The organism is Candidatus Eremiobacteraceae bacterium, from assembly GCA_036511855.1.
Classification (GTDB): domain Bacteria; phylum Vulcanimicrobiota; class Vulcanimicrobiia; order Eremiobacterales; family Eremiobacteraceae; genus JABCYQ01.
This window is the reverse complement of sequence record DATCBN010000107.1, coordinates 64,605-84,945: the sequence shown is the minus strand read 5'-3', so window position 1 is coordinate 84,945 and position 20,341 is coordinate 64,605. Positions and strand designations below refer to the sequence as shown.

Below are 20,341 nucleotides of genomic sequence, written 5' to 3'. Positions count from 1 at the left end.
GTCGATATCCAACGACGGGAAATACGTCGTCTACGTGCGCGGCGGTTCGCACGACGCGAATTGGGTGAAACATCCCTGGCCGAATCCCGGATTGAGTCCCACCGAGCAGCGCATGACGGTGATGGCTGTGCCGACCACCGGTGGCACGCCAAAAACACTCGGCGACGGCGATGCCCCGGTCATCTCCCCGAATGGTTCCACCGTGGCGTTCGTGCACGACCCCGATGGCGCCGTTTGGTCGGCCCCGATAGACGGCAGCGCGACGGCGGCCCTTCTCTTCTTCGATCGCGCTCCCGATAGTGATCTGCAATATTCGCCCGACGGCGCCACGCTTGCGTTCACATCGAATCGCGACGACCACGCCTTCATCGGCATATACCGGAATCAGAACGCGCCGCTAGAATTTCTAACCCCATCAACGTCCCAAGACTTCTCGCCGCGCTGGTCGCCGGACGGCACGCGCATCGCGTTCATTCGAATTCCCGGCGCTGGCGGTCCGCCGCCAAACCTATTGCAAGATCAGCCGCAGCCGTGGGCTATCTGGGTTGCGAACGTCGTGGATGCACAGGGACACGAAGCGTGGCACAGCGGCGCCTCGGGCCGAGATTCACTCCCCGGCATCAACGGGCCCCAATTGAATTGGGTGAAGGGCGGCAATCTCGTCTTCATCTCCGAGCAGTCGAATTGGCCTCTGCTTTACGAAGTCTCCGCGGATGGCGGAACAGCGCGGCCACTTACACCGGGCACGTTTATGGTCGAAGACACATCCGTTTCGCCGGATCTTACTTCTATATACTACACGGCGAACAGCGGCTCGACGCCGGGGGACATCGCGCGCCGGCACATTTTCCGCGTGAGCGCGACGGGCGGGGCAGCGACTCCGTTCACAAGCGGCCTTGACAGTCAGTGGTGGCCCGCAGCCACTGCCGATGGCGCGGCATACGTCAATGCTGGAGCGCGCGAACCATTCACCATCGCCTACGACGGCCGAAAACTCAACGCCGATCAAATCCCGAGCGACTTCCCCGCTGCCGACCTCGTGACTCCCAAACTCGTCTCATTTCAGGCAAGCGACGGCCTGAGCATTCAAGGCACGATTTTCAACGCGGATGGCGGAGCGGCGAAGAAGCCCGCCGTGATCTTCGTGCACGGCGGCCCGTCGCGACAGATGCTGCTCACGTGGCATTACTTCGACTACTACGATTACGGCTACGGCACGAATCAATACTTGGCTAGCCTCGGCTACGTCGTATTGTCGGTGAACTACCGTCTCGGCATCGGCTACGGCCACGATTTTCAGTACCCCGCTCACGCAGGACCGCTCGGTGCCTCTGAGTACAAAGATGTCCTCGCCGCGGCGCAATATCTGCAGCGCGATCCGCAGGTGGATTCGCAGCGCATCGGCATCTATGGAGGATCGTACGGCGGATTCTTGACGGCGATGGCGCTCGCAAAGAACTCGAACATCTTCAAGGTCGGCGTCGACACGCACGGTGTGCACGACATGTCGATGTGGGATTTCTCGTCTCTCGCTCCGGCGAAGCGCTACCAGCAGCCAAACGTGCAGGCGTACCTGCGCGAAGCATGGCTCTCATCGCCTGACGCGTACATCTCCACGTGGAAGTCGCCTGTACTATTGATGCAAGGCGATGACGACCGCAATGTGGAGTTCCAGCAGATGGTGGATCTCGTGCAACGTCTGCGCATCGCGCATGTTCCGTACGAAGAAAAGGTCATTCCGAACGAGATTCACGGCTTCTTGCGCTGGCAGTCGTGGCTGGACGTCGATCAGGCGGCGGCCGCCTTCTTTGGGAGATATCTCAAGCCGTGATGCGCTCGAAGAGCACGGTCGGCCCTCCCCCGTAGTCAATGCGAAGGTATTCACGATATCCGCATTTCTGCGCGACGCGAACCGAGGGCAGATTGTCCGGATCGATCATGCAAACCGTCCTACGAGATTCCAAGTTCGCGTCGCCCCACGCAACGGCCGCTCGCACGGCCTCCGTCGCATAACCTTTGCCGTGCGCCGATGACACCAACGCCCAGCCGAGCTCGGGTACGCCATCCAGCGGCGGCTCCATTTCGCGTTTGAAATCGGCGAATCCGAGTTCTCCGATAAACCTGCCCGTTGACCTCTCCTCCACGGCCCAATAGCCATAGCCCAAGAGAGTCCAGAGGCCGGCGTAGACCATCATCTTTCGCCAGGTCTCATACCTTGAGAAAATTTTGCCGCCGATGTGCCGGGTGACGATCGGATCGGCCCACATCTGCGCGCACGCGTCGAGGTCGCCACGCTCGTGGCGGCGCAGAACGAGGCGCTCGGTTTCGATTGATGTCATCCCCTGACTTACGATACGCGCGGTACTGATACCGCTTATTCGTTCTTACGCTTAGCAGGCAAAACGTGGGGGACGAATTGCGGCAAGCCGAAAGATGATAGTGGGTCGGACGCGAGTCCGGCGCGTGATTGGAGCCAATGGTGAGCGAATTCGAAGACGTCGTCAATAGCGCCGTTGCCGAACAGGAAGCCGAACGCAAAAAAGAGTCAGACGCGTATCAAGACAAGATCAATCGCGAGATCAATGCGGCGCGCGATTGCGTGCAAGCACTCGTCGACACCTTTGCGTCGGACAAGCGCTTCGGTGGTTATTTTCAATCGAACGGCGATCCGCATGCCCAGACCCGCGGCCAGCGTTTCGAATTCACGATGGCCGGCAAGACGATCATGCTCCACTTCGCCGGAAATGTGCACGATTTGGAAAACGATCCGGCCGGCTTGGGGATAACGGTAAGGATGAAGGTCTACGATCCGCAATCGGCAGTGCCGCCAGCCGGTCCCGAATCCCCCGTCAAATGCGACATTAAGGGCGACAACTCGTGCGTGCCAGTAGAGCTTTACGAGACTGTCCTAGCGGCGGCGCTGGCCTTCATCAAAGCGTAAATACGACGTACTGTCCAGGTGCTAAATCGCAACGGCTAACAATTCGATTTAGCGGTGTGCATAGGAGGTTGTCGAACCACATAGGTTCCGATTCTACATCGGCAGCTTGAACGATTGCGGGAACCCACTATGAGATGTCCTGTATGTAGCGAACCACTTCCCCGTCGCACGAAATCGACGACCTCGGAAGTGTGCCACTCATGCGCTCAAGTCATGTTGCAAAACATGACCTCACAGACACTAGCAGAGCTCAAGAAGCAATGCGACGATTTGCCGGGCCGCGACCGCGGCGCCTCATTCACATTCCCTTCGGAATGGCGTGAATTTCGAGGGGTGCTATAGATGGATGAACTCGCGCGATGAACTTAACCCGGCTCATGAACAAACGAAAGGTCACCAAATCGGTGACCTTCCGCATTCATAGGCCGCGCAGGGACCCGAACAATTGAGTGTCAAATTGCGCGATCCGAAAGTCATGGCGCAGCAATTCCGGTCAAGCGCGGCAAAGCAACCCAGGTTACAATGGCCGCGTGCCTCGTGAGCTTACCTTGAATCCTGTCGGCAAAGCGCTCTGGTACATCGAGAGCTGTTTTGCGAGCGAGCTAACACTCGAGGACGTCGCGCCCATGAATCACCTCTTATCTCGCGACTATCGCTTATGATAGATCGACGACATGGGTTGACCATCGCCGACGTATTTCACTACTAAGCTCGAAAAGACGCGAGGCATCGTCTGCATTCCTTTTGAATCCCCGTTCTACCAATGAGCACCAACGAAGATCCGCTCGTCTCAACCGATTGGCTAGTCGGACATCTCGCAGACCCGCACGTGCGTGTCATCGATGCCTCGTTCAAAATGCCTGGGGCAACGCCGCGCCCGAGCGAGGAATATCTCAAGAGTCATATCCCCGGTGCCGCGTTTTTCGATGTCGACGCCGTCTCGGACCACGGGAGCCCGCTGCCGCACATGTATCCCGCTGCGGAGCAATTCGCCCGCGATGTCGCAGCGCTCGGAATCTCCGATGATGATCTCGTCGTCGTCTACGACTCGGGGAGTTGGCTGGCCGCGCCGCGCGCATGGTGGATGTTCTTGAGTTTCGGCCACGATAAGGCGGCGGTGCTCGACGGCGGCCTGAAAAAATGGGTATTGGAAGGTCGCCCGACGGAATCCGGAATTGTCAGAGCGCAGCCCGGACGATTCGCCGCGGCGTTCGATGGCGCTTTCGTGCGGAACAGACAGCAAGTGCTCGCGAATATCGACTCACGCGCCGAACAGGTTCTCGATGCGCGCGCGCGCGACCGGTTCGAAGGAACCGCTGCGGAGCCTTGGCCGGGCCGCCGCTCGGGGCACATACGTGGAAGCCGCAACGTCCCCTATGGAGACCTGATCGAACCCGCGACCGGCGCGATGAAGCCTCTCTCAGACTTGCGCCGCTCCTTCTCCGGCGCGGGCGTGGACCTTGAACGGCCGATCGTCACGATGTGCGGCTCCGGCGTATCGGCGAGCGTTTTGACGTTCGCCCTTTATCGTCTCGGCGTCCGCGGCTCGGCGCTCTACGACGGCTCGTGGGCGGAATGGGGATTGCCCGACGGGCCGCCAATCGTCGTGGGGCCTGCGTAACCAAGAAACCAGGTCGCCCCCTTTGCAAAGATCAGAATCGACATCGAATTGTTTCCGATGTGGATCGCCGTTCAGGAATTCCGGCCCGCTCAGACGCCACCATTCCCACCGCTGTTGAAATATTTGACATAATTTCAACGAAGTGCTAGCATGGCGTTTATGAGCAAAACTGAAAAACACTTCGTCGAAAATAAACCGCAACTGGCGGCGCTCGCCTCCGGAGTCCGGCAAGAGATCGTCGACGTGCTTCCTCGGCTGGGGACGGTCTCGGTCGCGGAATTGGCTGCAGCGCTCGGCAGACCACCCGACGCGCTCTACTACCACGTCCGCGCTTTGCTGCGCGTCGGCTTGATCGTGCGCACCGGCTTCGCGCAAAAGGGTCGCCGTCAGGAATCCGCATATCGAGCGGTCGCCCCTCAGCTCGAGCTGCGCCTCGACCCGCGGAGTCCCGCGAGGGAAAAGGCGGCTTCGGCGATCGTGAGTTCGATGATGCGCATGGGCATCCGCGATTATGGGCGATCCATCAGACGTGCTGACGTCGTCGCCTCAGGGCCGGATCGCGATCTCTGGGCGCTCCGCACTACGGGTTGGTTAACGCCTGCCAATGTTGCGAAGGTCGCCCGCTCGATTCAGCGCCTGCTGACCAGCGTCTCGCAGCCAAAGGGACCCGGTCAGCTCTACGGTCTCACTCTCGTCTTCGCGCCGCTGCATCAACGGGGCCGCGAAAGGAAACGGCGGCCATGAAAATCGTCTGCGCGTTCATTCTCGTCTATGCCACTCTGACATCCGCTACCTTGGCCATCACCACGGGCCCATGCCCGCAGGCTGCGTTCCTCACGTCCGAGCAAGGCGTACTCACCGGCGTCGATTGGTTCGAGCAGTCGCAGACTCATGTTCACACTCGCAGCGAGCTGACGCAATCTGCCATCATCGATTCTACGCTCAGCATCCGCGGCGACGAAACGGTCGTTCGCGCGTCGACTTCATTCGCCATGGCCGGAATGCCGGCTTCGGTTCCAAAGGTCCACACGTTCGACAAAGCAACCATATACTGGTCGGACATGGTTCCAAGTTCGTTGCAGCAAGCCGTTGCCCGAGCGCGAGTCCTCGACCGAGCCGTGACAAAAGTTCACGCTGGGTCGCTATTCACCGATGCTGTGGGTGACATAGCGATTCGACGCATCGACTCCACCGATTGGACCGTCGGTTACCATTCCAAGACGTATCAAGTCCTCACCGACACGAACGGTTGCGTGATCTCCGCTAGTCTGCCGGACTTTGGAGTCACCATCGAGCGCCGGTTGGGGTTCCCGGAAAGCGCTTACCCATTGTGGTCGCCTTACGGTGCGCCGCCCGACCGCGCGTACGATGCCGTCGACGTCGCAATTCGCGCATCCGGCGGCGCCGTGCTCGCGGGCACGCTCACGAAACCGCTGCACGCAATGCAGGTCCCCGCGGTGGTCGTCATCACAGGCCTTTCGCCGCACGAACGCAACAACGGCCAACCTCCGTGGATGCCGCTGCGCGATATCGCCGATGCACTCACGCGAGCGGGCATCGCCGTGTTGCGAGTCGACGATCGTGGAGTCGGCAAGTCGACCGGCGACAACGAGACGTGGACCACGTTTGACAAAGTGGACGACGTTCGCGCGGAAGTGCGCTGGCTAGAAGCGCAGCCCGGCATCGACCCGAGTCGAATCGCGCTTGTCGGCTACAGCGAAGGCGGCCTGATCGCCCCGATGGTCGCCGCGGATGACCCATCGATCGCAGCGGTGATCACACTCGCTGGTCCAGGCGTCGCGGGACCCGATCTCGCACGCTTCCAGATCGCGGCGAGGGTAGACAACGATCCATCGGTGGCGCCGGCCGGCAAGGAGAAAGAGATCGAACGCCAGCTCGCGGAGCCGCTCGATCCGCACGAGAAGTCGTTCATGAGCATCGACCCGCTCAGTTATGCGCGTCGCGTGCGCTGCCCGACGCTAATCGTGCAGGGAAGCACCGATCTCGACGTGCCGGTTCGATCGGCAGAGCGGCTGGCGACAGCGATGCGCTCCAATGGCAATCGCGACGTGACCGTGCGGCTGTTTCCGGGCATCAGCCACTCTTTGTTGCCGGACGCATCCGGTCTCGACACAGGATGGGCGACACTGCCCGCGTTCATCACATCGCCGTTGATTTTGGACACCGTGGGCGGTTGGGCCGTCGGACACTTATTTCGTGCGAACGCACCACACTAGGCGGCCAAAGAGTTCGTAGCGCAGGCCTAGATACTTGCGGGGTCTTGATTCCTCGTTCGGTGTCGTCTCACCCAGCCTCAATCATAGTAAGACTGATCTTCAAGCGCCGCTAGCACGATTTGCGAAGGCTGACGATAGTTCGGATCGGGCCAGACCGCGAGCGAATGCAGATAACGACAAGTGCCACAAATATTGGCGCACCGTTCGCGGCGTTTCAACGCTTCTCCTGAGGATTTCAAATGGTCGTATTCACCGTGACAGATCCTCATCTGTATCCAGTGTTCATAGCGCCGGCCCGACTCCAAGGAGAGAGTCTCTACATGCTTAGCCCACGTCTTGCGATGACGAACGCTTGCGGCTGCCGCGGTGGGCGTAACCTGAGCGAGCACCCCGTAAATCGCGGACGCGCATACGTTGAAAATAAAATGTAGCCGTTTCACACTTAGCTCCGATAGAAAAAGAGCCGGGCGATCGGCCCGGCTCCAAAACAGCTTTTCTTCTATTTTGGAACCCTTCGAGCGATTAGCTCACGGCCGTTGCCACTCCGTTGCTACATTTCTAACACGAGGGTGGGCCGGATGTCAAGCGACGAGCGGTCATTGGTTTCTTTCCCCAAACTTACTATGGATCGACGGCTATGCCCACCGCTAATCCGAAGCGGACGCCTGGAACCGTCCCGACGAGCTTACCACTCGGATACAAGTACTCGGCGGCGTCGTTATTTTGCGTGTCGGCGATGAACAAATGATGGTCCAACGGATTGATGGCCAGTCCCACAGGCCATCCAGCCACGGCGATCTGTTGATAACTTGGATTGGGAAGTTTGAAAATATCCAGTGTCTGATTTTTTGTGTCGTTCACCAGCAATTCGCCGGCGTTGTCGAATGCCAGGCCGGCCGGCTCAGTCTTGAAGGACACGCCCATCACCTGGGTCTGGGGTCCGCATGCCCCTCTCGGACATGAACGCGACCACAGCGCGCCATCAAAAGTGATGCGATCAAGGCCGTCGTAGTACACTTTGCCGTTCGGTCCATCCGTGATATAGGCGCCGATTGAATTGTCAGCAATCGGGAAATTGCCGACGAACGTGCCGCCATTTGGTCCTCCGATCCACGTGGAAATGGATCCGTATTCACCGCCGCTCATCTGTGACTGGTTGCTTGCAAGGACGGTACCGTCGTTCGCCACGGTGACATCGATGGGTATCTGGTCCGTGGGATCGCTATAGACGTTATACGGCGCCGTCTGACCCCTATGAAATACCAAGATGTTTTGACCATAAATGTTTGCAACATAGAGGTCGTGGTTGCTGATCTTCACGTACACGCCGACAGGCCCCAAGAGTCTTGACGTTATCTGGCCGCACGGGCTTTGACCTGCGAATTTCCCGACGTAAATCCTTATCACATCGCTGTTGTAGTCGGAAACGTACTTGATGGGTCCCTGCGCGGGGCACACGTCGAAACTTATGAAATGTTGTCCAGCGTTGGACTTGGCTTTGAGCATGTCCATTGCGTTGAAAACCGACGGCGCATTTCTCAAAAGCGGATGGTTGCCGTCTTGTTGCGGCAAATTCGGCGCGACCGCAGATCCGTTGGAGCAACCGGCAAGCACCGCGATTGCCACCGCGACGCTCAAGAATCTAAGTTGTGTAAGTGAATGCATCTCGATACTCCGTTCAACTCCGAGCACGTAGTTATGGAGGCTTCGGCTAGCAACTGCATTCCTGGACGGATGTGATTATGTCGTAGAATCTGCGTTACCTTGGCAGCATTACCGCGTGCCGTTAGATTAGGTCAATTGGCTCACGGCCGCCGAAGTCTTGGGGCGACCCGGGAACGCCGCAAATCCCCGTCAAATGGCCGCTTCCGCCGATAGGATCCACAAATAATCGAACAGACAATCGCACCCGACCTTTTGCACACGCTCGGCGGCGTCTTAGCGCTAAGTAGTCACGCCTTTGTCGCAAGCGTTGGGTTAAAGCACGCGCCTCTGATCGCTCTCGTGATCGTGCTGACCGCGGGTTTGTCGACGGCGTTGGGCCAGAGCATTGTCCTGTTCTCCAACCAGGTGAAACCCGCCCGGTTCGTCTGCAGCATCGTGATCAGCGCCATTCTGTTTGCGTTCGGCTATGCGTTCTTGACGCTCTCGACGTGGGCGGTCGCCTGGCTCTTCGGCGAGGGGCGAGCGTCCCTTGGCACGTTGTGGATCGTCATGGCGCTGAGCTACGCGCCGATACTGTTCTCATTTCTCGAATCCATACCGTACGTCGGCATCATCATCTCGTGGGCGTTGCGCACGTGGTTCCTCTTGGTGGTCGTCGTCGGGGTGGCTGCGGTTGAACACACATCGCTCTCCGCCGGGTTTGTGCTCGTCGGCGTTGGGTGGCTTGTCGTCGTCATCGCGCAGCAGACGTTTGGCAAGTCGATCGCAACGCTGGGCGCGCACCTCATGGATATCGTAGCGGGGGTGCAACTAGATACTGACGAGCAAGACGCTATCGAGCGCGCGGAAACGCCGCCGCCCGCTGCCGCCAACGGAACAGCTGCGCCCGAAAAAAGCGCAGACGCACAGCCGGGCGTTGCCGCTGCACCTGAAATAAGCACCGGAAAACCGATTCTCGCCGAGGCGCACAAAGGCCCACTCGTGCAAGGATTCGACTGGAAGAGCATCCTAGCGATTCTGGGCGTGCTCGCGATCATCGTGCTCGTTGCGGTTGTGGTCGCTCCGGTGCACAAATCGCTTATCACATCGCAAGCGCAGCTTTCAGCGTGGTTGCGCTGGCCGTTCGAACTTGCTTGGATCGTCCTCATCGCGGTCATCGCTGCGGGGCTGCTGGCGCCGCTTGAGACGCTCGGCTGGTGGGCTGGCTGGTACGGCGACGAGATCAAGCCCACACCCGAGGCGCGCCGGAATCTCGATAGTCGCGGAGACGGCAAGTTTTCGCGCTTCGTCGTCTATCTTGACGGCATCGGACAGTCGAGCGGGAAGTACACGCCCGATGTTGAGACGTTCCTAGATGCCTTCGCACCGACGCTGCCGGCGCGCATGCGGCTGATCCGCGGCCTGATGGTGTATTCGGTGCTCAACCGTCCGCTGGATGATGACCCCATACTCGCGTGGTTCTGGGATTTTATCGACAAGATCCGTTTTGCGAAGCCGTCGAGCGTTTTAGGGATGCTCGTCAATATCCGCAACGTCATGATCGTGGCCGTTTCGGCCGACTCGCGCTACGGGCCGATTTACAACTACGGAATCGCGAAGGTGCTCTACGACGGTCTCATCGCCAACGGCTACCGGCCGGGCAGCGGCATCCCGGTCACGTTGATCGGATATAGCGGAGGCGGACAGATGTCTGCCGCGGCAGCGGGATTCCTCAAGCGTGCACTGGAGGCGCCGATCGACGTCATCTCGCTCGGCGGCGTGATCAGCGGAAGTGCTCGCGTGCTCGATCTCGAGCACCTCTACCACTTGGTCGGCGACAAGGACGGCGTTGAGCGGCTCGGACCCATTTTCTTCTGGTCGCGATGGCGGATCTTCTGGCTGACGTATTGGAATCGAGCGTTGCGGCTTGGCCGCATCTCGCGCATCTCGCTCGGACCGGTCGGACATCAAGTGCCTGGCGGGATGTTCGATCCTGCAGCCATGCTGCCGGATGGTAAAACCAACCTTCAGCATACCATCGCCGCCGTCGGCGAGGTTCTGCGTGGCCGCCTACAATCCACGGGCCCGCGCGAGGCCATGCGCCCGAGCAACTATGGATTGTATGTTCAAGCACCGTGGAATCGGCCCGACTACTATCCGCGCGGAAGCACGGTCGACTCGAGCCGCTACCTTCCCATCGCCGATTGGATGGGCCGGCTCATCTTGCCAAAACGCGAAGAACGTGACGAGGCGAGCAGCGTTTGGTTCGAGGTCCACCATGCAAGCGATGCGTACCGCTCGTTGGTTGGCACGACGGTGAAGTTGCGCTGGGCGGACGATGAGGACGTGCAGCGACGCGTGCGCGCAGTCACGCGCGACGTCTTCTTCAGCGCCGACGCCGACTATTCGCTGCGGCACAGCGGTTGGATCGAGCCTGTCAGGCTCAATCACTGGCCGCTCGTCGGCCCGCTCGAATCGCTCGCGGGGTCGCGGCCGACCGACGACGTGATCGTTGCGCTGATCGGACCGGTCGACGTGGCCGGCGAAAGCGGCGGCACGGTGTTGCGCATCGCGCGCGAGCCGGCGCAGATCACCGGCCGCTACTACGGCCTGATCCGGTTCGTCGAACCCGCCGGCGAAGGCCGTTACCGTGTTGCGCATTTCAATCGAACCTTGCGAACGTTCGACGGACCCGAAGAGATCGTGAGCGTGCCGCCCGCAGTCGCCGATACGGAAAAACGCCCGCCCTCTTCGTTGCGCGCGATCGAGCAGTCACCGCTCAACCCCGACGGCTGGTACGTGTATGGCGCGCCGGATGCACACGGCGCCTTCGTCGTGCAGTCGCTCGGGCCGCGCGCGTTGCTGCGAGCGCAACCAAATGAAACCGTGACGGGCCGCGATGCAGCGTGGCGGTTCGTTCGCCAACAAGCTTGGGGCGATATCGTCGCGCGCAAGGGGACGATACGCTCGACATTCCTGGCGGGCGGCGACAGAGCTGCTGTCCCAGCGAACGTTTGGCGAGAAGGCGATTCGGCGCTCGTGATCCACACGTACGGCGGCATCGGCGGTCAACAGCGCGAGGCCGCCGCCGCCGGCCCAGTCTATTTCGGCCATTTCGCATTCGGAGAGGCGCACATCGTGCACGATCCACTCGCCGAGGAACCGCGCTTCGACATCCTCTACCACCAGGTCTATTCGCACAACACCGATGGCCTCATCGCGGGGACGCTGCATTGGTCGCGCTACATGGGCGACCGTCAGTTCGGCTGGGCGGGCGTGCGTCCGACTTGCGATATCCTACTGCGGCACGATTCGTTCACGTCGGAGTTTCAGCTTGGACCCACGGAACGTGCTTCGGTGCTTGACATGCTCGTCTTGCAGCTTGAGTCGATGAGTGCCCGCTATAGGATAGGAGACGGAACGGGAGCCACGTATGTGGGACCGGCGAATAACTGCGCGCAAGACTCAAGCCGGGCGCTCTTCGTGACGTTGCGCACCGTGCGCCATTCCATCGAGGAGAACCCGGCGCTGCAATCATGGGAGACGCAGTATCCCGATGAAGTTCAGCGCTTCGAGCAGCTCAGGCGGTTGACGGGAGATCTGGAAGCGCGTTTGATGCCGTTCGGTTCGGCGCGTCCTGATTGGAGCAAGAACGAGTTCAATCTGGGCAGCACGCTCGAGGACGCACCGCTGCAGCAGTTGATGCTGGGTCTGTTGAGCTGGCGCATGCTCTTCCCCCGCTTCGCCAGCGACACGATTGCCGGCGCATTTCTCAAGCACGAAGCCTCGGCATGGGTGCTCAGCGCTGACGTGATCGGTGGCGAGCGGCCCGAGATCGAGCCGATTGCGCCGATGACGCTATAGAGATGCAATCGCTATTATTCAGTCGATTTTCATGGTCAATATGTACGATTGTATCGTCTGGGCTTCGCGAAAGCGAGACTTCCTTTCATGAAAGGAAGGATGAAATGATTGATATTGAGGGCTACAAGCGCTACGCTATGATTGCGCTTGGTATGATGCTCGCCGGATGCGGCGGCATGAGCGCGACGTCGATCGCGCCACAAATAATCGTGCCAGGATCATCGTTTTCAAATGCAGACCCCAGCCAACCCGACAACGCCAAGAACGTGCTTTACGTCTCCAACCTCCTTAGCAACGTCACCTTATACCCGGCGGGCATCCATAGGAGCAACCCGCAACCACTTGAAACGATCACCGACGGTACCACGCGGCCGGAGGGAATGTGGGTCGACCGGAAAGGCACTCTCTACGTCGTCAATGGCGTCAATGGCCGGGCCGGTAACCTGACCGAGTACAAGCTCGGCAAGACATCGCCGAACCGTGTGATCAGGAACGGTTTGACCGCGCCCACCGCCGTCGCCGTCGGACGCGACGGCACCGTCTACGTCAACGACGCGCAGGAAACAATCACGGGGGTCGTCGTTGTCTATGGACGTGGCCAGTCTGCGCCCGAGCGTACGATAACACTGCCCGATCCCGCCTATGCTCTGGATCCCGGCGGCATGGCCTTCGACGCTAACGGCGACCTGCTTGTCGCGACGCTCGCTCCGGAAACCAACGCCGTTCATGTCTTCAGCATCGCGCCCGGTTCGTCGCAGCCGGTCGACCTTGGCCTCAAAGGTGCGGGCGGCCCAGCCATCGCCATAGACGGCGCGGGAAATCTGTACACCGCCGGCACCCCCAACGACCCCGGCACCGTTGCGATCTACGCACCAGGCTCGACAACGCCTTCCCGAATGTTTCAACTCGGGCCGCAGATAAACTTCATCACGGTCGCAGCCGACGGCACGTTGTACGCCGCCGTACTCGACCAACGGACGGGCGTCACGGGCGTCGCAGAAGTCGCGCCGGGAGCAAGCACAATCACAAATCTTATCGACAAAGGCAACTACGCGTACGGCGTAGCGCTGGGTTCACTTTAGAGATTCTACGCTCGATTGAGGACGAGCGCCGGCGCCAGTCAACGCTTCGATTGCGCAGTCGCGCGGACGTAGCTATCGATAACGCCGGTGCACGTGGTCCAATCGCTTTCCGGGAGGCAGTACTTCGGGTGCGGCTCCCAGGACTGGAATAGCACGTAGTCGGGTCGGCCGCCACTCTCACCTTGATAGATCTCAAACCGTGCCACGACTTTGGCGGCCCACTCTGCATCGGACTCGTCCGCCCAGTCGCCGATGTAGATGATACCGAACTGCATACCGCGCTGCCGCGTTCTGTCCTCGATCAGCTTGACGATCGTCGGCCACGCGCCATTGCTGAAATCCATATCCGCGAAAAAGAACGGGAACGGCGCGCCGGTGACTGCTCGATATGTGTCATGCCACCGCCCGATCGCGGTCACGACGTCCGGCGCATACGCGTTTGCAATGATAGGCTCGACGTCGCCGACTACGGCAGCCGGGTAGACAGTCTTTACGAGCCGCGCGTACGCCCCGACATCGACGGCCACTTGCGGTATAGGCCAATGGCAGGCCCGCGGATCGGTGACGACGTTGCCGAAGTAGTATGGCTCATCGACCTTGATGAACGGCGCAGGCGCGCCAAGCGCTTTCAGCCGAAGCAAGTAATCGAGCGTGAAATTGCGGAGCGACATCCCCCACGCACGTACCCTTCGACGCCCGAACCGCATGTCGCAGTCGCCTGAAGCGCCGGCGCTTCGATCTCTATTCCCATGTCGTGCGCTTTGATGAACGAGACGGCGTGCTGCAGCAACTGATCGGGGACGGCGGTGATCCATCCCGCGTACAGCCCGAACACCTTCGTGTGCGCCGCGGCGTTCGTCCACGGAGCGTCCGGCTGGAACAGTTCTCGATAATCCGTCGAACCCCGACCAGAAGGCTGACCGGGCCAATCCGCGGCACTCGGCTCGGGATGAAACCAAATCGCCGCCGATGATGAGAGTGGCGCACGCGACTGGCTGAGCGCGGCAGTCGGCGCGCCCGCCGAACCGTTGCCTGCCGCGCAACTACTCATCATCAATGCGGCAGCAAGCGCGAGCGCGGACCGGCGGCTCGCATCGTATCCGGCCGTCGTCATTTCGTTCCACCCCCTATGAATTGCCGCGCCTGCACCTGCTGTTCCGGAGTCAATTCGTTCTTGACTTCGATCATCAACGTGAGCTGCGTGTGCTTGATCACGCGCTCGAGGTTGAGCACCGCATCGAGTTGGGCCAGCGCCTTTGTTTGGTCGACGTGACTCTGCTTGAGCATCGCCGCAAGTTTCTCAGTGGCTGCCGCCAGCTGCCATTGTGCGCTTTCAAAGTGTTGCTGCGCATTTTCTGCATCGGCTTGAATCGCGCTCCTCTGCGCGTCGCTCAAACCCAACGCTTGCTGGTGCGCCATCACGATGTCGGGCGGTATCAGCGCGTCGCCGATCGGATCGTGGCCTGGCGGCTCCTGCGCATGGACGGCGCTTGCAGCGCAGAGCCAGAGCGCGAGCACGGTGATGATGATCTTATGTCGCATGTGATTCTCCAGGCGTGGGTTTAGAACGAGAGGGACTCGGCTCGACGTCGAACCAGAAATCGTGAAGGGGTGCGGAAAGCACGCTGCCACGCGGCTCCATCAGCGCGGCGGTCGGGGAACGCCACGCGGAGAGCGCGGCGCTGTCGTGCTGCATCGCAGTCGGCAGCATCGCGCGAAGTCCGATGATCACGGCGATGACACTTGCAGCGAGTGCACTAACCACGGCCGTATCCGGCCATGTTCCGTTCAACACACGCGGTGGCTGCGCGCTTCGAGCCCTCGCGGCGATGCTTTCGATCAACCAAGCCGGCGGCTGCGAGCCGACCAGCCCGCTCACCGCTGCGTCCATGCGTAGGGCGAGCGCGCGCCGCCGCTCCAGCTCCGCGGCACACGATGGGCAATCCGCAAGATGGCTCGTCAACGCTTCGCTTGCCCGCCGTCCTAGCCCGACGTCGGTGAGCTCCTCGCTCAGCGCGGTGCAGCGATTCATGTCGACAACGCTCGCAGAAGTTGCTTGCGTGCTAAATGGAGACGGGAACGAACGGTCCCCTCGGGGATGCGCAGCATCTCACCAACTACGCTCGCTTCTAGGCCCTGGATCGCGCACAGGAGCAACACCTCGCGCAACTTCTCAGGCAACCGTTCGATTTCAAATCGTATCCTTGCTTGGAATTCGCGATTTTCTACCGATGTTTCCATGTTGGCGGCCGGCGCCGCATCGCTCGAAGCAAGCTCTTCACGTCGTCGCGCCCGCTTCTGGGAGCGCATGTGATTGAGTGCGAGGCGCCGGACGATCTGGCAGATCCATGCCCGGAATCTTTCCGGCTCGCGCAGAGTCGTCAGTTTCGAGTACGCGCGCACGAAGGCGTCCTGCGTGACGTCTTCCGCGTCATCCGCATTGCCGAGCACGCTGTACGCGATCTGATATACCACGCGTTGATTCCCCCGCATGAGGTGCTCGAAGTCGTCGAAGCCCTGTTGTGTCACGAATCTATCCATCCAGACACCGCTGCGGCACCGTGCGTTCACGACCGCCGCGCTCGAGGTCGCAAGCGAACCGTAAACCGCATCTTGAACAGCTCCAACAAAATAAAGTTGCCAAGATTCCCGCGCGCGTTATCGGCGTCGGATTCCGCATGGGCGTGCAAACGGTGTTCTAATCGGTTTTCGGTCCTCCGTGAAATCCAGCCCCAATGCCTTGCCCGCACATAAAGGCAGGGCGCACGCCGTAGCGCGCACCCCGCATGTGGTTGGAAATATCGGCGGCCGTTTTTAGTTTACTTCAACGTATGACCGGGGTCCACGGCGACGCCGATCGGCAGACCACCCGAATTGCCCGGTACGGTCCCGACCAGGGTGCCGCTTGGGTATAGGTATTCGCCGGCGTCGTTGTTGACGGCGTCAGCGATGAACCAGTGATGGTCCAACTTGTTTATGACCATGCCGACTGGCTCGCCGGTAAGGGGGAAGGTCGCCGGTGATGGGTTGGGCAGTTCGAAGGTATCGGCCGTGACATTGGTCTGGTCGTTCGCCAGAAGATCCTCCGTGGCATCGGATCCCAGGCCGCCGCCGCCTCCGAACGATACGCCCGCTACTTGCGTCTGGGCGCCGCACGCGCCGGCTGGGCACGACAGAGACCAGAGGGCCCCGCTGCCGTTGACATCGAGGTCATCGAAATAGACGGTGCCGTTTTTTTGGACGGTGACGAACAAGCCTTCGGTGTCATTTGTCATCGGGAAATTACCGACAAATGTGCCGCCGTTCGGTCCCTCAATCCACGTTGAGAGGGAGCCCGCTTCGGCGCCGCTCGGCTGGAGGATGTTGCTGGCGATGACAGTACCGTCTTTGGCTAACGTGACGTCGACTGGGAATTGGACGCCGGGATCAGCATAGCTGTTGTAAGCCGTCGTCTGTCCTCTGTGAAACACCAAGATGTTGAAGCCGCCTTCATTTGCCACGTAGAGATCGTGGGTGGTGGTCTTCACGTACAGACCGTCCGGGAAAGAGATCCCCGACGTTATCTGGCCGCAAGGTGCTTGGCCTGCGAATTTGCCCGCGTAGATGTTGATGACGCTGTTGTTGAAATCGGACATGTACTTGAGGGGTCCACTGGCGGGGCAGGAATCGTGGCCCACGAATCGATGGCTGGTTTGATTACTGATCTTGAGCTGGCCAATCGGGCTGAGAACGCTCGGCACGCGGCCCATCAGGAAATGCGCGCCGCCTTGCTGTGATGCGGGCTTCGGCGCAATCGCATAAGTACCACCGCCGGAGCAACCAGCAAGCAACGCTATCGTCGCCGCGAAGCTCAGCGTTTGAAGTTGGGTGGGAATACGCATTGAATACCCTCTCTCTTTGAGCGACGGTTGGGCACGCTTGGTTCGTCGTCGACGAGCCACAACCCGCCGACTGGGCTTAGCCCCTTACGGGTCGGGTTCGGTGACAGTATTGCCGAGCATTGTTACCGCGCCGGTCCGTGCCAACAATCTCCCATCCGCCACCCTCGCGCCGGTTCCGAGAGAGATCGATGCGTGCGCCAAAATGTTCCCCTTGAAAACCGACGCCTTTTTGAGGGTCGCCGAAGTGCCAACCTGCCAGTAGATATTGCGCGCTCTGGCGCGACCAATCAGCGTGACACTGCTATTGACCGACACCGTCAGCTTGGAGGGCACCTGAATGATAAAGACGCTGTCGGAGTCGCCCTTACCGTCCAGCGTGACGTTCCCAGTGATCGCAAGCGACACAGGTGCTCGATACAGGCCGGGCTTGAGGGTCATGCCGCCAATATCGGAGGGCAACATGTGCGGGTTTATTCGTCCGGCTGCGTCGTTGTATGCGACGGTCAAATCTTGTTTTGCCTGTGCAGCGGCTCCATCACCGGCGTGTATCGAACCGCGCCTCACAATTCCCGGCGGGAATCCTACCACCGCCGTGCCCGGACTCACCCCGAGATCCCCGGTCACTATGGTCGGACCGGAATTAGTAACGGTGGACCCAGCCAGCACTGCAAATTTGGCGGCTGCTCCAAGGGGCACTCGCTTTATCGCCGGGCCCACCGTGTAGGCGATCCGTCCCATCGTCGTGTGCATAGAGCTTTGGGGGTTGGAAACATTCGGCACGATTGCCGAACCGCTCGAGCAGCCGGCGAGCATCGCTATCGCCGCCACTACGCTCAGCGCATGTGGTGATGTGAGAATACGCATTAAATACACCTTCGAATTTGAGTGAATTAACGAGCGACGTAGTACAGTGGCTCGTATCCGAAAAACAGCCGCTCGCCACGAGCAATACCGACGCGTCGCGACCAATGGCAACATTACAAATTCGACAGACGGATCGCTGTACCTATTGGTCTAGTGTTTACAAACTATCATTTTGCTCGGGGGTCGCATCGCGCCGAACAGTACTTAACAATAGGCTAGTAATATTTCGGCAACACGCCTTCAGCGAAGGTTCTCGCAGACGGCAGCGTGACAGTCGGGATGGATCAGCCGTGCGGCGTTGCGGAGGCGGGTGGAGTGCGTTCGAGGGCAAGGGCGATATAGTCGCGATCCCCCAAACCGCTTGCGGCAGCGCGTTGAACTGCCGGTAGAACGCAGTCCAACATCGACAGGGAAACGTGCAACGATTCCGCCGCGTCGCGTGCGAGCTGGAGATCCTTGAGCAGAGCGCTCAACGAGAAGCGTGGCTCGCTGTCACGATCAAGCAATTGTTGTGTCTTCGAACTCGCGACCCGTCCGAATGCGCCGCTCACCGATTCCACTGCAAGGCGGTGATCGATTCCACCCTGATCGCACAGTTGGAGCAACTCGGCTAGCGTCTCCGCGACCACGCCGATAATGGTGTTGTTCGCGAGTTTCAAAACTCCGCTGGCGCTTGCGGAACCCGTGAATGTCACAGTCGTTCCGAGTGAATCCAAGAGCGGCCGTGCGCGTTCGAACGTCGCCCGGCCGCCGCCGGCCAGAACGGTGAGTGAGCCTTGTTGTGCTAAATTGACGCTTCCGAGGACCGGCGCGGCGAGAAACTCTACTGAGCGCGCGCTCGCCCCGCTCTCGAGCGTTTCGTACATCGCCGGCGAGAGCGTGGACATTTCGATGATGAGCTGTTGCACGCGGGCCGCCGGAATTACGCGGTCCAAGGTCACATCGCGTGCCGCTGCGTCCCCCCACAAACTGATGATGACGGCGTCGACCGCCTTTGTTAGCTCCTCGATCGAGGGTTGCGGGGTCGCGCCGCTGCCCACCAAAGCGTCGACTGCTCCGGGAGATCGGTTCCAAACCGAGACTTGATATCCGCGCGCGAGCAAGTTGCGCGCGATCGCACTCCCCATCTTTCCAAGGCCGACCACACCGACGCGCATCATGAACAGTCACCTCCTCTAGCGTTTCTTTTTCGGCATTGTACCACAACCCACGATGTTTGAGTCGTGGAATTGAAGAAGCCCTCGTGGGAAGGAGAATCAGGCATGAAGTACCGCGCCCTCGGCCGGACCGGCGAGCGCGTCTCAATCGTCGGCGTCGGCGGCTTCCATTTGAGCAAGCCAGAAGATCCACAGCTCGCGATCCGCATCGTGCGCACAGCGCTGGATAACGGCATAAACTTCCTCGACAATAGCTGGGACTATGGCGAGGGCGAGAGCGAACGGCGCATGGGCGAAGCTCTGCGCGACGGTTACCGTGAAAAGGCGTTCCTGATGACCAAGATCGATGGCCGCAGCGCCAAGGGCGCCACGACGCAGCTCGAACAGTCGTTGCAGCGCCTTCAGACGGACCACGTTGACCTTTTACAGTTCCACGAAGTGATTCGCATGGAAGAGCCGGAGCGCATCTTCGCCCCAGGCGGCGCGCTGGAAGCCATGCTCTGGGCGCGGGATCAGGGAAAGCTGCGCCACATAGGCTTCACCGGCCACAAAAGTCCCGAAATCCACAAACACATGCTCGACGTTGCGGACCAACACGGCTTCCGCTTCGACACGATCCAGATGCCTCTCAATGTCATGGACGCGCACTATCATAGCTTCGAGCAGATGGTGCTCCCCATCGCGGTGAGCAAGCAGATGGGCGTTCTCGGCATGAAACCGATGGGCGATCCTTTTATTCTGGATAGTGAGACCGTTAGCGCGCGGGAGTGTCTGCGTTACGCCATGAGTCTGCCGGTGAGCGTGACCATCACGGGGATTGATTCCATGGCGGTCCTGCAGCAGGCGTTTGACGTCGTCGAAAGTTTCACGCCAATGACGCCGCAGGAACGTGCGGCGTTGTTGGCAAGAACGGCAAAGGCTGCCGAGAACGGTGTGTCCGAGCGCTACAAAGTAAGCCGACATTTCGATAGCACTGAGCTGCATCCGGAATGGCTAGCTTGACGATGAACTGACGGTGGAGATGCCGACTCATTATTGCAGCGATTGTTG

At 60.1% G+C, this 20,341-nt stretch carries 18 protein-coding genes; 8 read left to right on the top strand and 10 right to left on the bottom strand.

Annotated elements, in window-relative coordinates; all coding sequences use genetic code 11:
• The coding region (locus VII69_14430; GenBank protein ID HEY5096306.1) for an LpqB family beta-propeller domain-containing protein at positions 1-1,831 on the top strand (1,831 nt) is incomplete at its 5' end.
• On the opposite strand, the gene VII69_14425 is transcribed toward VII69_14430, so the two are convergent.
• The gene (locus VII69_14425) at positions 1,821-2,339 is read right to left on the bottom strand and encodes a GNAT family N-acetyltransferase (GenBank protein HEY5096305.1); all 519 of its coding nucleotides are present in this window, start codon (positions 2,337-2,339) and stop codon (positions 1,821-1,823) included. The genes VII69_14430 and VII69_14425 overlap by 11 nt on opposite strands.
• A gap of 140 nt (positions 2,340-2,479) precedes the next feature.
• Between VII69_14425 and VII69_14420 the strand changes: the two genes are divergently transcribed.
• The 4 genes from VII69_14420 (at position 2,480) to VII69_14405 (ending at position 6,799) form a co-directional block, all read left to right on the top strand.
• Positions 2,480-2,941, top strand: coding sequence for a hypothetical protein (locus VII69_14420; protein ID HEY5096304.1), 462 nt, complete (start codon positions 2,480-2,482; stop codon positions 2,939-2,941).
• Positions 2,942-3,704: 763 nt separating this feature from the next.
• Positions 3,705-4,562 carry a 3-mercaptopyruvate sulfurtransferase gene (gene sseA / locus VII69_14415; GenBank protein HEY5096303.1) on the top strand — a complete coding sequence of 286 codons (858 nt, stop codon included), beginning with the start codon at positions 3,705-3,707 and terminating at the stop codon, positions 4,560-4,562.
• Positions 4,563-4,721: 159 nt separating this feature from the next.
• Complete coding sequence (locus VII69_14410) at positions 4,722-5,306, top strand: helix-turn-helix domain-containing protein (GenBank protein HEY5096302.1); 585 nt, start codon at positions 4,722-4,724, stop codon at positions 5,304-5,306.
• Positions 5,303-6,799: an alpha/beta fold hydrolase gene (locus VII69_14405; GenBank protein ID HEY5096301.1), complete on the top strand. Its 1,497-nt coding sequence runs from the start codon at positions 5,303-5,305 to the stop codon at positions 6,797-6,799. The genes VII69_14410 and VII69_14405 overlap by 4 nt, the downstream gene beginning before the upstream one ends.
• A gap of 621 nt (positions 6,800-7,420) precedes the next feature.
• On the opposite strand, the gene VII69_14400 is transcribed toward VII69_14405, so the two are convergent.
• On the bottom strand, positions 7,421-8,464 hold the full coding sequence (locus VII69_14400; protein HEY5096300.1) for a hypothetical protein: 1,044 nt from the start codon (positions 8,462-8,464) through the stop codon (positions 7,421-7,423).
• Positions 8,465-8,716: 252 nt separating this feature from the next.
• Here VII69_14400 and VII69_14395 point away from each other — a divergent pair, with 252 nt between their 5' ends.
• Together VII69_14395 and VII69_14390 are read left to right on the top strand one after the other, a co-directional pair.
• Complete coding sequence (locus VII69_14395; protein HEY5096299.1) at positions 8,717-12,307, top strand: hypothetical protein; 3,591 nt, start codon at positions 8,717-8,719, stop codon at positions 12,305-12,307.
• A gap of 104 nt (positions 12,308-12,411) precedes the next feature.
• On the top strand, positions 12,412-13,389 hold the full coding sequence (locus VII69_14390; GenBank protein ID HEY5096298.1) for a hypothetical protein: 978 nt from the start codon (positions 12,412-12,414) through the stop codon (positions 13,387-13,389).
• A 38-nt stretch (positions 13,390-13,427) separates the two neighbouring features.
• Here the strand turns inward: VII69_14390 and VII69_14385 are convergent, their stop codons facing one another.
• The 8 genes from VII69_14385 to VII69_14350 form a co-directional block, all read right to left on the bottom strand.
• Positions 13,428-14,060, bottom strand: a complete 633-nt coding sequence (locus VII69_14385) for a hypothetical protein (protein ID HEY5096297.1) — start codon at positions 14,058-14,060, stop codon at positions 13,428-13,430.
• Positions 14,018-14,503 carry a hypothetical protein gene (locus tag VII69_14380; GenBank protein HEY5096296.1) on the bottom strand — a complete coding sequence of 162 codons (486 nt, stop codon included), beginning with the start codon at positions 14,501-14,503 and terminating at the stop codon, positions 14,018-14,020. Before VII69_14380 ends, VII69_14385 begins: the two co-directional genes overlap by 43 nt.
• Positions 14,500-14,931 carry a periplasmic heavy metal sensor gene (locus tag VII69_14375; GenBank protein HEY5096295.1) on the bottom strand — a complete coding sequence of 144 codons (432 nt, stop codon included), beginning with the start codon at positions 14,929-14,931 and terminating at the stop codon, positions 14,500-14,502. The genes VII69_14380 and VII69_14375 overlap by 4 nt, the downstream gene beginning before the upstream one ends.
• Positions 14,921-15,421, bottom strand: a complete 501-nt coding sequence (locus VII69_14370; GenBank protein HEY5096294.1) for a hypothetical protein — start codon at positions 15,419-15,421, stop codon at positions 14,921-14,923. Before VII69_14370 ends, VII69_14375 begins: the two co-directional genes overlap by 11 nt.
• Positions 15,418-15,930: a sigma-70 family RNA polymerase sigma factor gene (locus VII69_14365; GenBank protein ID HEY5096293.1), complete on the bottom strand. Its 513-nt coding sequence runs from the start codon at positions 15,928-15,930 to the stop codon at positions 15,418-15,420. Before VII69_14365 ends, VII69_14370 begins: the two co-directional genes overlap by 4 nt.
• A 278-nt stretch (positions 15,931-16,208) precedes the next feature.
• A complete protein-coding gene (locus VII69_14360) occupies positions 16,209-17,270 on the bottom strand; it encodes a hypothetical protein (protein ID HEY5096292.1) in 1,062 nt (353 codons plus the stop codon).
• A gap of 84 nt (positions 17,271-17,354) precedes the next feature.
• On the bottom strand, positions 17,355-18,134 hold the full coding sequence (locus tag VII69_14355) for an ice-binding family protein (GenBank protein ID HEY5096291.1): 780 nt from the start codon (positions 18,132-18,134) through the stop codon (positions 17,355-17,357).
• 284 nt (positions 18,135-18,418) lie between these two features.
• Entirely contained in the window at positions 18,419-19,294 is an 876-nt protein-coding gene (locus VII69_14350; protein ID HEY5096290.1) for an NAD(P)-dependent oxidoreductase, read from the bottom strand.
• Between the two features lie 102 nt (positions 19,295-19,396).
• Between VII69_14350 and VII69_14345 the strand changes: the two genes are divergently transcribed.
• A complete protein-coding gene (locus tag VII69_14345; GenBank protein HEY5096289.1) occupies positions 19,397-20,293 on the top strand; it encodes an aldo/keto reductase in 897 nt (298 codons plus the stop codon).
• The last annotated feature ends 48 nt before the right edge of the window (positions 20,294-20,341 follow it).